This is a genomic window from Vibrio atlanticus (genome assembly GCF_024347315.1).
In the GTDB taxonomy this organism is placed as follows: Bacteria; Pseudomonadota; Gammaproteobacteria; order Enterobacterales; family Vibrionaceae; genus Vibrio; species Vibrio atlanticus.
On record NZ_AP025460.1, the window covers coordinates 1,353,370 to 1,365,519 of the forward strand.

At 44.5% G+C, this 12,150-nt stretch carries 11 protein-coding genes; 7 read left to right on the forward strand and 4 right to left on the reverse strand.

Going from position 1 to position 12,150, the window contains the following annotated elements; genetic code table 11:
* Positions 1-31 precede the first annotated feature (31 nt).
* Both OCV30_RS06190 and OCV30_RS06195 read right to left on the reverse strand, forming a co-directional pair.
* Positions 32-1,156, reverse strand: a complete 1,125-nt coding sequence (locus OCV30_RS06190) for a M14 family metallopeptidase (RefSeq protein ID WP_029223162.1) — start codon at positions 1,154-1,156, stop codon at positions 32-34.
* Positions 1,157-1,308: 152 nt separating this feature from the next.
* Positions 1,309-1,584 (reverse strand): nitrogenase-stabilizing/protective protein NifW, encoded by a 276-nt coding sequence (locus OCV30_RS06195; protein WP_065679126.1) that lies wholly within the window; start codon positions 1,582-1,584, stop codon positions 1,309-1,311.
* 316 nt (positions 1,585-1,900) lie between these two features.
* Here OCV30_RS06195 and OCV30_RS06200 point away from each other — a divergent pair, with 316 nt between their 5' ends.
* The 3 genes from OCV30_RS06200 (at position 1,901) to OCV30_RS06210 (ending at position 5,827) form a co-directional block, all read left to right on the forward strand.
* A complete protein-coding gene (locus OCV30_RS06200; RefSeq protein ID WP_065679115.1) occupies positions 1,901-3,001 on the forward strand; it encodes a NapC/NirT family cytochrome c in 1,101 nt (366 codons plus the stop codon).
* A gap of 20 nt (positions 3,002-3,021) precedes the next feature.
* Positions 3,022-5,469: a molybdopterin guanine dinucleotide-containing S/N-oxide reductase gene (locus tag OCV30_RS06205; protein WP_065679116.1), complete on the forward strand. Its 2,448-nt coding sequence runs from the start codon at positions 3,022-3,024 to the stop codon at positions 5,467-5,469.
* Between the two features lie 145 nt (positions 5,470-5,614).
* Positions 5,615-5,827, forward strand: a complete 213-nt coding sequence (locus OCV30_RS06210) for a TIGR02450 family Trp-rich protein (RefSeq protein ID WP_009846453.1) — start codon at positions 5,615-5,617, stop codon at positions 5,825-5,827.
* A 38-nt stretch (positions 5,828-5,865) separates the two neighbouring features.
* On the opposite strand, the gene OCV30_RS06215 is transcribed toward OCV30_RS06210, so the two are convergent.
* A complete protein-coding gene (locus OCV30_RS06215) occupies positions 5,866-6,603 on the reverse strand; it encodes an HAD-IIB family hydrolase (protein ID WP_065679117.1) in 738 nt (245 codons plus the stop codon).
* A gap of 679 nt (positions 6,604-7,282) precedes the next feature.
* Here OCV30_RS06215 and proV point away from each other — a divergent pair.
* Genes proV through proX form a run of 3 tightly spaced genes read left to right on the forward strand, consistent with a single transcriptional unit; the run spans position 7,283 to position 10,568 of the window.
* Entirely contained in the window at positions 7,283-8,470 is a 1,188-nt protein-coding gene (gene proV, locus OCV30_RS06220; RefSeq protein WP_065679118.1) for a glycine betaine/L-proline ABC transporter ATP-binding protein ProV, read from the forward strand.
* Between the two features lie 3 nt (positions 8,471-8,473).
* Positions 8,474-9,568 (forward strand): glycine betaine/L-proline ABC transporter permease ProW, encoded by a 1,095-nt coding sequence (proW, locus tag OCV30_RS06225; RefSeq protein WP_017098640.1) that lies wholly within the window; start codon positions 8,474-8,476, stop codon positions 9,566-9,568.
* Positions 9,561-10,568: a glycine betaine/L-proline ABC transporter substrate-binding protein ProX gene (gene proX / locus OCV30_RS06230; RefSeq protein WP_009846457.1), complete on the forward strand. Its 1,008-nt coding sequence runs from the start codon at positions 9,561-9,563 to the stop codon at positions 10,566-10,568. Before proW ends, proX begins: the two co-directional genes overlap by 8 nt.
* Positions 10,569-10,757: 189 nt before the next feature.
* On the opposite strand, the gene OCV30_RS06235 is transcribed toward proX, so the two are convergent.
* Positions 10,758-11,132, reverse strand: coding sequence for a YybH family protein (locus tag OCV30_RS06235; RefSeq protein ID WP_065679119.1), 375 nt, complete (start codon positions 11,130-11,132; stop codon positions 10,758-10,760).
* Between the two features lie 142 nt (positions 11,133-11,274).
* On the opposite strand from OCV30_RS06235, the gene OCV30_RS06240 reads away from it, so the two are divergent.
* Entirely contained in the window at positions 11,275-12,141 is an 867-nt protein-coding gene (locus tag OCV30_RS06240; RefSeq protein ID WP_065679120.1) for a LysR family transcriptional regulator, read from the forward strand.
* Positions 12,142-12,150 lie beyond the last annotated feature (9 nt).

A 12,150-nucleotide genomic window follows, 5' to 3' on the forward strand; every position in this document is an offset into this window, starting at 1 on the left:
TCTAAAGACAAACTAACGAGTTTGTTTCGTCTTATAGCTCGTCTACTGTTGCCCAAACCGCTGCTAGCATGTCGTGACCAAATGCAACACTGCGCTCTGGAGACCAACCGTACAGTTCGTCAGCGTGGCTGATGTGATCTTTAAATGGCATCTCGACAGTGTATGCCAAACACTTGAACTGTTCGCCGATCCAGTTTGTACCGACGGTCATATTTGCTTTGCCCGGTTCGTCTTTATCGTAGCCAAATTCATCTTGGAACTCTGGCGTGATAGTCAGAAGAGCTTGCTTGAAGTGATTCTCTAGTTTTGCAATGCGCTCATTGTATGAAGGCGTACCTTCACTACCAGCAACAAAGTTATATGGAATCGCTTCGTCACCGTGGATGTCTAGACATAGGTCAACACCAGTCTCTAGCATGCGCTCGCGAACAAGGAAAACCTCAGGGCTGCGTTCCATAGAAGGTGACTGCCATTCACGGTTTAGGTTAACGCCAATACCGTTAGTGCGTAGGTGGCCACGGATACTGCCGTCTGGGTTCATGTTAGGTACAACGCGGAATACAACGCTGTCTAACAGTGAGCGGCCTACTGTGTCTGTCTCATCAAGCAAGCGTTGTAGCAGACCTTCGATCAGCCATTCAGCCATGGTCTCGCCCGGATGTTGGCGACCAATAACCCAGATGTTTTTCTTCTCTGCACTTGGCTCACCGATGGTTAGCAAAGTGATGTCGTTGTTATCTAACGTATGGCCCAGAGTTTCTAGCTTACAAGCAGGGTGCGTTTGAGCACTGTGCAAGAGATCTTGATGACGATCGTATGAATACGGTGCGAAGTACGCGAAGTACATTGAATCGTGTTCAGGAATGATATCAAAGCTTAATGTGTCGCCATCGAATTGAGATGGAATGCGGAACCACTCTTCACGGTCATACGATGCAACCACATCATAATCTTTCCAGCCTTCAGGGTAGGCAGATGTTGCCAATTGGCCGATTTCAAAGTGGTGAGCTTGTTGAGCTTCACTTTCTAAGCGGAAATGAAACCATTGTGCGATTTCAGTTTGATTATCCGCTGGAATAGTTAGTTGAATGTTTTGTGGTGAATCTGCTGAAACGACGTGAATGTTGCCGCTTTCGAAGTTGCTGAAAATTTTCATTGTAGTTTTTATCTCGTAGTTGAGTTGCCGTAAGATTAGCACACTTTTTTTCGAGCAAACCACTAACTAAATCGTAATGAGATGTTATTTCAGCTATCTGTTTTTTAGCTGCCTACTTTTAAATCGACAGCTATTTAACGGTTAACTTTGAGCTATCGACGTTGGCAAGTCGTGCAACCACGACAGGCAGAGCGTGTATAGCGATCGAGTTTACTGCGTTGCACCTTACAGTACGCATTTTTCAGCGCTCTTCTTCCAGCAAACCAATCATCCGGCTTTGACAGGATCAGATAACCATTGAAGCGCTTCACAAGCTCTATTCTATTTTGGTCGATGAACTTGCTATCAAACCCAATTTCAAAGTAATCAAGGGCTTGTTCAATCGAAGTAAAACTCGCTATTTTTTGTTGGAACTCTGTTTGGTTCATGCCTAATTCAATGCCGTAATTTTGCAAATATTATAGGCGGGTTCATTACTCCTTATCTTGATTTTAGTGCGATTTAAATAGGAAGGCGTGTAGTTATTTTTAGTTGAATTTTATAAATGAGATCGGCTTTATTTGTTTTGTGAATATCAAACCAATTGGTTGCGCAGTCACGGTTATAAGTGAGTTGTATTGAAGTCTCATTGCTCACTTTCTTTATTGTCAATAAAGACAATTTATGACGTGAATCAATAGTGACTACCCCTAAAGTATTATTCTGATCGCAATTGTTACTAATTGTTGAAGATGATTTCTAAATATGTCTATTAAAAAACGATATATCGCTCTTATTGCCGCTGTTGGTATAGGTATAGGTATTGGTTGGCTAACGCTGGGCGGTACTGCAGCCGTTATGCACTACACATCGAGTACTGAGTTCTGTACTTCTTGCCACACTATGCAAATTCCGTATGAAGAATATGAAGGTTCAATCCACTTCAGCAATGCAAAAGGCATTCGAGCTGAGTGTTCTGACTGTCATATTCCTTCTGATCCAATTGACTACGTAATCACAAAAATTCGTGCGTCTAAAGATATTTATCATGAGTTCGTAACCGGCAAAATTGATACAGAAGATAAATACGAAGAACATCGTATGGCAATGGCAGAAACAGTGTGGGCGCAACTGCGTGAAAGCGATTCAGCCACGTGTCGTTCTTGTCATACTTTCGATGCGATGGACAGTTACGAGCAATCTGAAGATGCAGCAAAAATGCATGAGTACGGACAAGAGAATAATCAGACTTGTATCGACTGCCACAAAGGTGTTGCTCACTTTGCTCCTGAGCCAGAAATGGACAGCGAAGCCTTTGATAATTTGATGGCATTCACCGAAAAAACAGACCCGAATGCGAAAGTCGTTTACTCAGCAGAAACCATCAGTATTGGTGACCTTGGCACTATTAATCCAACGGCACGCCTAGATGTGAAAAGTGTTGAAGGTACTGAGCGCACAATCGAGTTGCATGCTTACCAAATGAAGGGTGCAGAACAGGTGCTTTACTACGGCGAAGGTCAACGCTCAATCGTTGCGATGCTGACAGACCAAGGGCAACAGAACCTTGACGTTGGTGATTTTAAAACGGATGCGTACGGTAATGAATGGCGAACGGCGGTGCTAACCGCGAACGTTGATGCGCCTGTACTGGATTCACTCGAGCCAATCTGGGAGTACGCAGAAGAACTCGACAACGTTTACTGCTCGACATGCCACGCAAAAATTGGCGCGAACCACTTCACCGTTAATGCTTGGGGCCCTGTTGCAAAAGGCATGGGCGAAAGAACTGACATTTCAGACCAAGATTTAGAACTTCTTACTAAATACTTCCAGAACCACGCAAAAGATGTGGCTGGCCACTAAGAAACAAAAGGGAAATAATTATGACAGATATTACTCGTCGCGGATTCCTCAAAGGATCGGGCATGGCTGCTGGTGCGCTGGCATTTACATCATTGACGCCAATGACAGCATCAGCTGCGAATAAGCGTGGTAAAGGTGTATTAACTGCAGGCCGCATGGGACCGATGTTGTGTGAAGTAAAAGATGGCAAGTTGGTTTCAACGACTAATGCTCTGGCACAAACAGTGCCAAACAGCTTGCAAACGACAGGCCCTGATCAGGTTCATACCAAAGCGCGTATCAAATACCCAATGGTACGTAAAGGTTTCCTAGACAATCCATCCGACCCAACAGGAACTCGTGGTGCAGATGAATACGTTCGAGTGTCTTGGGATGAAGCTTATAAGCTGATCCACGAACAGCAAACGCGTATTCGTAAAGAGAACGGACCTGAATCTGTATTTGCGGGCTCTTACGGTTGGCGTTCAAGTGGCGTACTACATAAAGCACAAACGTTGCTGCAACGTTACATGAGCTTGGCTGGTGGTTACTCTGGTCACTTAGGTGATTACTCAACGGGCGCGGCACAAGTGATCATGCCGCACGTAATGGGATCGATCGAAGTTTATGAACAGCAAACCACTCACCCTGTGGTACTAGAGAGCTCAGACGTTGTTGTGTTGTGGGGTATGAACCCCATGAACACGCTTAAGATTGCATGGAGTTCAACCGACTGTTCAGGCCTAGAGTTCTTCCATCAACTTAAGAAGTCCGGCAAGACAATCATCGCGATTGACCCTATGCGTTCCGAAACCGTTGATTTCTTTGGTGATACAGTTCAATGGATTGCGCCGCGCCCAATGACCGATGTCGCAATGATGATGGGTATCGCGCACTCTTTAGTTAAGAAGGGTAAGCATGACGTAGAGTTCCTGAATAAGTACACCAGTGGTTACGATAAGTTTGAAGCGTACCTAATGGGTAAAGAAGACGGTGTTGAAAAGACGCCAGCATGGGCTGAAGAGATCACAGGCGTTCCTGCGAAACAACTTGAGCTTCTAGCAGACATCTTTAGCCAGAACCGCACTATGCTTATGGCTGGTTGGGGCATTCAGCGTCAACAATACGGTGAGCAACGCCACTGGATGATTGCGACGTTAGCTGCAATGCTTGGTCAGATTGGTCTTCCTGGCGGTGGTTTTGGTCTGTCTTACCACTATTCTAATGGTGGTAACCCAACACGCGATGCTGGTGTATTACCTGCGATTTCAGCTTCGATCGGTGGTGGTTCTTCAGCAGGTAACGACTGGGCAGTTTCAGGTGCGGTGAACAGCTTCCCTGTTGCTCGTATTACAGAAGCACTGGAAAACCCAGGCAAATCATATATGCACAATGGTCATGAACTGACGTTCCCTGACCTGAAAATGATTTGGTGGGCGGGCGGTGGTAACTTTACTCATCACCAAGATACCAACCGTTTGATCAAAGCGTGGCAAAAACCTGAACTTGTGGTTATCTCTGAGATCTACTGGACTGCAGCGGCTAAGCATGCGGATATTGTATTGCCAATCACTACGTCATTTGAACGTAATGATATGACGATGACAGGTGACTACAGTAACCAACATTTAGTACCAATGAAGAAGGTAGTTGAACCTCAAGGTGAAGCGCGTAACGACTTTGATGTATTTGCAGATATGTCTGAGATGATCAAAGCCGGTGGTCGCGATGTCTTTACTGAAGGTAAAGACGAAATGGCTTGGTTGAAAGGCTTCTACGATGCAGCGCAAAAAGCGGGTAAATCTGCACGTGTACGTATGCCTAAGTTTGGTAAGTTCTGGGATGATAACCAGCTTATTGAAATGAAATACAACAAGAAAGCTGCACAGTTCGTTCGCCATGCTGATTTCCGTAAAGACCCTGTGATGAATCCGCTAGGTACACCAAGTGGTAAGATCGAGATCTTCTCTAAAACAATCGAAGGCTACAATCTTGCGGATTGTCCAGCGCATCCAACGTGGATTGAGCCTACAGAGTTCTTTGGTAAAGCGAAGAGTGATGAACTTCAGTTGATGACAGCGCATGCGGCGCACCGTTTACACAGTCAATTTAACTATGCAAAACTGCGTGAAGAGTACGCTATCGGTAACCGTGAACCTATCTCCATTAACGTAGAAGACGCGAAAGTACGTGGCATCAAAACCGGAGATTTGGTTCGTGCATATAACGATCGTGGACAAGTACTGGTTGGTGCATTAGTGACTGATGGTATCAAACAGGGTGCTGTATGTATCCATGAAGGCGGTTGGCCAGATTTAGATAAAGAGACAGGTTTATGTAAAAATGGTGGCTGTAACGTGCTCACGTTGGATATTCCAACTTCTCGTTTGGCAAATGGTTGTGCTGCGAATTCTGCGCTTGTGAAAATTGAAAAATACACAGGCCCAGCATTAGAACTGACGGCATTTGATCCACCTAAAAATGGTTAATCTCTAACGAGAAACAATCACCAGAATAGAGCCAGCTTTAATCGCTGGCTTTTTTTATGATCTTTTTTGCGTCATAGAGACTATTACCCAGTGTCGAGTAGACAACTAATATTAATCAACGACATCACAGCGAGAGATAAGATAAATGAATCGAATCAATCCAAAGAAACTACTTCGCAGTAAATGGACGGCCGTTAGCCCAGTAAAGAAAGAAAAGCACTTTATGATCACGGAGGTCGAATTCGAGGAAGGGGAGGTCATTCGTTGTTTGATAGAAGCAGTGATGACGAAACGAGAAGAAGACATTAACTGGCGCGATCTAACCGATAAGGATCATTGGCTTCCTGGTTGGAAATAAGTGTATCAAGTCGAGGCGATCTGCTTGATACACTTGTATTAATTACCCGACGCAGCAAGCCCTTGCCAGTATTTAAGGCCTTCTAACACACCCTCTGCATGTGTTGCTCTGCTGGTGTATACGTTATCTCGATCGGACAGGTGAGCGATCTCAGGGTAATGATTCGCGACCAATATTGAATTTACGCCATCTATGGTTAGCATCGAGGTGTCGTTCGCTGAGTCGCCAGCCACGCATACCTCTTCAATACTTAACTGATGTTGTTTAAGTAGATGATGAATCGCTGTGGCCTTGTTGACACCCTTAGGCGTGATATCTAAGTACCAATCGTGGGAATAAGTAAGGTGTACATCTAAACCGTGTGATTCCAGACGAGATGCGATCAGCTCATGTTGAGGCTCTGAGAGTTTTCCTTCGAAAGTGATCTTGTATTCCCCTTGATGGATCTCTAAGCGCTCTCCCATGAAATCGAGCGATGCAAGTGCAGACTCAACCTTTGACTTGTTCCAAGACGCTTCTAATTGATTGTGCCAGGTGTGATCCGGTGTTTGGGAGTGCTCGTGATGAATTCTCGTGCCTACGTCGCTGATAATCGTGTGTGGTTTCGGGTAGTTGTCAGAAGCTAAACCCACACGAATTGAGGGCAGTGTTCTACCTGTCGCGATGATAAAGCGGATATCCGGTTGCTTTGTTAAGTAGTTAAACAACTGATCAACCCCATGAGACGAGCCGCCATCAAGCGTTCCATCAAAGTCACACACCAGCATTTTTATCATTCTAATACCTGTCCTTTTATCCGTCCGAAAGAGTGCCCAACCTTTAGATAAAGAATGGAACAGCAATGTGTACTCTACAAGTTGTCTTTCGGCCTGGGTAATCGACTTTGACAGTTTGCAGCAAGTATCACAGTTGGTGTTATGTCTTCTATATCGGAGATGAAGGTATCAATCCGATCTGTGCCTAATTGGACGGACTCTATCCAGATTGCCCTTCATATGTGTGTAAAAGTCATTGGGAGTGCGCGCCTCGTAATGGTGTTAATTTACCGGTCTTAGTGGCGTTTAAATCCTCTTAATTGGTTTGTATTCGAATTATTTGTACACGAACTATTTGTGCATATTCTTGGTCTATTTAGCCTATTAATTGTTCTGATGTGAAATAAATATTCAATAATCTATCTGTAAGTAATACATAATGCCGCAGGTGTTGAGTGTGATTTAAATTTCTTTATTATCAATATTTTGCCTTGTATGGGCTTGATATTTGACCTTTGTTTGGGCTGGGGTTTTAACGGTTTTTCATCGGCTTTACAGAACGATGCCCCTTAATTTGCATGGGTTAATTGCTTAGAGTGCTAATCGTTTTTCGGGTTTAAATAACCGTTTTTAAGTTTAAATAATCGGTTTTGAGTTTAAATAACTATTAGTTTAGATAACTAAGAAAGGATTAAATTACATGGATCCCATACTGGAAGTTAAGGGACTGTACAAGGTGTTTGGTGAAGACACCGACCGTGCTTTTACAATGATTAATGAAGGCGCGAACAAAGATAAAGTTTTCGAAGAAACAGGGTTAACGATCGGCGTTAACGATGTTTCTCTTAGCATTCAAGAAGGCGAGATTTTCGTCATAATGGGACTGTCAGGATCTGGCAAATCAACCCTAGTACGCCTTCTTAACCGCTTGATTGAACCTACCAAAGGTAATGTGCTTCTTCGAGGCAAAGACATTGCCCACACCTCAGAAGATGAGCTCCGCGAAGTCCGTCGCAACAACATCTCCATGGTTTTCCAAAACTTCGCATTGATGCCTCACATGACAGTGATTGAAAACGCCGCGTTTGGTCTTGAACTAGCGGGTGTTGAAGTCGATAAGAGAAAACAGTCCGCATTTGAAGCGTTGGAACGAGTCGGTCTCGGGCCGTATTCAGAATCTTACCCTGATGAATTGTCTGGCGGTATGAAGCAGCGTGTTGGTTTGGCTCGTGCTCTAGCATGTGACCCTGATATCTTGTTGATGGATGAAGCATTCTCGGCGCTCGATCCTTTGATTCGTACTGAAATGCAAGATGAGCTTATTCGCCTTCAAAATGACGATAAACGAACCATTGTTTTCATCTCCCATGATTTGGATGAAGCGATGCGAATCGGTGATCGTATTGCCATTATGCAAAACGGTGAGGTGGTTCAAGTGGGTACCCCAGACGAAATTCTTAACAACCCAGCGAACGATTATGTCGAAGCTTTCTTCCGCGGTGTGAATGTAGCAAGTGTTCTTACGGTGAAAGACATTGCACGTAAGAAGCCAGCGGCGGTATTTAAAAAATCAGAACATGACGGCCCAGCGTCCGCTCTACAAATCTTGATGGATAACGACCGTGAATACGGCATTGTTGTTGAGAAAAGCAGTCGTTACTCCGGCATTGTCTCTGTTGATTCCCTTCGTAAAGCACACAAAGAGAACAAATCACTGGCCAGTGCGCAGCTCGATGATGGCCTAACGCTGAACCCTGATTTACCAATCAATGATGTGCTTGGCCTTGTTGGCGGTGTGCCTTACTCCGTTCCTGTTGTGGATGAGCAAGGTAATTACTTTGGCGTGGTAACTAAGTCACGACTGTTACAAACATTGGATAAGGGGTAGATCATGTCGTCTGAACAAACAAATAATGACCCATGGTCTCAATCAGCTCCAGCAGCTCAACCTGCAAGTGATCCTTGGGGTCAAGCAGCTGATACCTCACCATCAGCAGATTGGTTAAGCAGCGAAACAGTCGAAACGACACCTTTTGACCCACTTAACCCTTTTGCAGAAGCAGTGTTGCCCGTCGACACTTGGGTAGAGTCTGGACTGAATTGGTTAGTTGAGCACGGACGTCCATTGTTTCAAGCAATCCGTGTGCCTATCGATTTCATTCTAAGTTCATTTGAAACAGCGTTGGTGTCGACACCTGCACCATTCATGTTGATCATTTTGTTTCTCGTTGCATGGCAGTTTTCAAACCTGAAGCTTGGTTTGGCTACAGCCGTTTCTTTGACTTTTATTGGCTTGATTGGCGCTTGGTCTGAAGCGATGACCACGCTTTCACTGGTCATGACATCGGTATTCTTCTGTCTGCTGATCGGCTTACCCATGGGGATATGGCTCGCCCGCAGCAATACCGCGGCTAAATTCGTACGCCCAATTCTCGACGCCATGCAAACGACGCCAGCCTTCGTTTATCTTGTACCCATCGTAATGTTGTTTGGTATCGGTAACGTTCCGGGTGTGGTGGTGACGATCATATTCGCACTTCCTCCTGTTGTACGTTTGACTATCTTGGGTATTCAGCAAGTACCGGAAGAGTTGATCGAAGCGGGTCACTCATTTGGTGCCAGCAAAAAGCAGATGCTTTACCGAATTCAACTACCGCTTGCACTGCCAACCATCATGGCGGGCGTGAACCAAACACTGATGTTGTCGCTATCGATGGTGGTTATCGCATCAATGATCGCGGTAGGTGGATTAGGTCAAATGGTACTGAGAGGTATTGGCCGACTGGATATGGGATTGGCCGCTGTTGGTGGCCTAGGCATTGTTATTCTTGCAATCCTACTTGACCGCATTACCCAAGTTCTCGGGGTAAATGCAGGTAATACAAAATTACGCTGGTATCACATGGGGCCTGTTTCCCTTGTGCTAAAAGCTTTAAATCGCGGTAAACAATCAGAACTACAACTAAGGAAAAACACCAATGAATAATTCATGGAAGAGTAAGCTAGCCGTTAGCATCGTTTCGACACTGGCTGTATCAACGAACGTGTGGGCTGCAAGCTTACCGGGTGAAGGTGTATCAGTTCAGCCTGTTCAATCTTCAGTTGCTGAAGAAACGTTCCAAACACTGATTGTTAACCGTGCTTTAGAAGAGCTTGGTTATGATGTGAAATCAACGCAAGAAGTGGACTACAACGTAGCTTACACTTCTATCGCAAAAGGTGACGCAACGTTCCTAACAGTAGGTTGGTTCCCACTCCACGCTGACAAATACAAAATGGCGGGTGGCGATGACAAATTCTACCGTGAAGGCCAGTATGTAAGTGGTGCCGCTCAAGGTTACCTTATTGATAAGAAAACCGCTGAAAAGTACAACATCACTAACATTGGTCAATTGACTGATCCAAAAATCGCTAAGCTGTTTGATGCTGATGGTGATGGCAAAGCAGACCTGACGGGCTGTAACCCTGGTTGGGGTTGTGAGATGGTCATCGAACACCAAATCTCTGCATTCAAATTGGACGATACCGTTACTCACAACCAAGGTAACTATGCAGCGATCATCGCAGATACGATTTCACGTTACCAAAAGGGCGAGTCAGTTCTTTACTACACGTGGACACCTTATTGGGTAAGTGGTGTATTGGTTCCTAACGAAGACGTAGTTTGGTTAGAAGTTCCATTCTCTTCACTTCCGGGTGATCGTGCGAATGTTGATACTACTTTGTCTAACGGTAAGAACTACGGCTTCGAAATGAACTCGATGCGTATTATTGCGAACAAAGAGTTTGCTAAGAACAACCCATCTGCGGCGAAGCTTTTTGAAATCATCAAACTTAACATCAATGATGTAAGTGCTCAGAACATGATGATGAGTAAAGGTAAGAACAGCTCGGCTGATATCGAAGCGCACGTAAACGGTTGGATCAAAGCGAACCGAAATACGTTTGATGCTTGGATTACAGAAGCGAAGAAAGCGGCACTATAACGGTTGTTTTTCGTAAGCAATCGATAACCGGCTGGAATAAAAAGAGAAGGCCGGTAGTCTGATTCAGACTACCGGCCTTTGTTTTTCTAGCGACATAACTGTTTTTTAGCGACATAACTATTTTTAGCGACATAACTACTGTTATCGCATTATTTTTTAAAGCGGCTTGTTCTTTTAAAAGCGAGCAGGCTAGCGTTCGCCTTGAACCTCAAAATCATCGCTGACTAAACGAGCGCAACCATCTGCTTCTAGTGCCCAGTGCTCACGATGCACAACACCAAACGCTTTGTTCATTGTCCAACTAGCCGTCAAAATGTAGCCGCCTTCTGGGTGCTCTTCCCACGTAACGTCTGTGTAATCAACGTCTTTGAAGCCTTGGTCGATGATGTTTTGCCAAAATGCTTGAATCGCTTCTCGACCTTCAAAAGTACCAAATGGACGCGCTTCCATTACACAGCTTTCAGCATATTGATCTGCACAACCTTTCGCATCTTGGCTGTTGAATGCTTTCTGCCATGCGTTAATGCCTTGCTTACATGCTTCTAATACCTGGTTGTTTAACATTGCTTTTCTCCATAGCAGTCTTCTTTCAAACACTGCGTCTTTGATTTGGGTGTCTCGATAAGTTGGATTAAGTTTAGCCTTGGAAATTAAATTGAAAAACAGAGATAATAGAAAATACTGTATGTAAAAAGAGAACAATGGAATGAGTAAGCTAAAGCAGATGTCGATTTTCGCTCACATCGTAGAGCAGGGTTCAGTATCAGCTGCAGCTGAAAAGCTTGAGTTGTCAAAGTCCGTCGTCAGTCAGCACCTCAAAATTCTGGAACAAGAGTTAGGGGCTTCACTTCTCAAGCGCACAACACGCAGACAAACTCTGACTAGTATGGGTGAACGTTTTTATTTGAGTTGCAAAGACATTAACGTGATTGCTGATTCGGCTTGGGATATGGCCAAAGCTGAGCTAGAAGAGCCACAAGGTCGAATTCGAATTACAGCTCCGAATGCGTTGATGGATTTATTGGTCGCGCCTGTTGTTGCAGACTTGATGAAGCAATACCCGAAGTTAAAACCAGAGCTGATCAGCGATGATCAGCACTTAGATTTCATGGAACACGATATTGACCTCGCAGTACGAGTGGGCAGTTCTCGTGACAGTAACCTAAAGCAGAAACGTTTGGGCGAGTTCAAAGACGTGTTGTGTGGCGTTGAAAGCATGCGTTCTCGTAAGCTGGACGCTATTCCCTACATTGCTAATTCATGGCAAGGCAAGCAAGTCTCTCATCACTTTACTTCTCAAACTGAACAAGATTTTACTTACCAACAACGAGCAAGCTGTACTACGAACTCCTTTCATAGTTGCCTCGCATTGATCAAATCTGGCGTTGGCATCGGTGTGATCCCAGACTTCTACCTTCATCAGCTATCCGGTGAGGTGGTCGATATCATCCCAAGTTTTCAATTACCAACCAACACAGTTTATGCGTTGAACCCATTCTCTTCAAACACACCTATCGCCATTAAACTTTGTATTCAAGCGTTGGAAGAGAAGCTCAAACAGAACTTTGTTTAAAACCAATTC

Bases quoted from the DNA above. Each gene is read 5' to 3' on its own strand.
- OCV30_RS06195 (WP_065679126.1), bottom strand. From the start codon at position 1,584: ATGAACCAAACAGAGTTCCAACAAAAAATAGCGAGTTTTACTTCGATT.
- OCV30_RS06215 (WP_065679117.1), bottom strand. From the start codon at position 6,603: ATGATAAAAATGCTGGTGTGTGACTTTGATGGAACGCTTGATGGCGGC.
- proV (WP_065679118.1), top strand. From the start codon at position 7,283: ATGGATCCCATACTGGAAGTTAAGGGACTGTACAAGGTGTTTGGTGAA.
- OCV30_RS06235 (WP_065679119.1), bottom strand. From the start codon at position 11,132: ATGTTAAACAACCAGGTATTAGAAGCATGTAAGCAAGGCATTAACGCA.
- proW (WP_017098640.1), top strand. From the start codon at position 8,474: ATGTCGTCTGAACAAACAAATAATGACCCATGGTCTCAATCAGCTCCA.
- OCV30_RS06200 (WP_065679115.1), top strand. From the start codon at position 1,901: ATGTCTATTAAAAAACGATATATCGCTCTTATTGCCGCTGTTGGTATA.
- OCV30_RS06205 (WP_065679116.1), top strand. From the start codon at position 3,022: ATGACAGATATTACTCGTCGCGGATTCCTCAAAGGATCGGGCATGGCT.
- OCV30_RS06190 (WP_029223162.1), bottom strand. From the start codon at position 1,156: ATGAAAATTTTCAGCAACTTCGAAAGCGGCAACATTCACGTCGTTTCA.
- OCV30_RS06210 (WP_009846453.1), top strand. From the start codon at position 5,615: ATGAATCGAATCAATCCAAAGAAACTACTTCGCAGTAAATGGACGGCC.
- proX (WP_009846457.1), top strand. From the start codon at position 9,561: ATGAATAATTCATGGAAGAGTAAGCTAGCCGTTAGCATCGTTTCGACA.
- OCV30_RS06240 (WP_065679120.1), top strand. From the start codon at position 11,275: ATGAGTAAGCTAAAGCAGATGTCGATTTTCGCTCACATCGTAGAGCAG.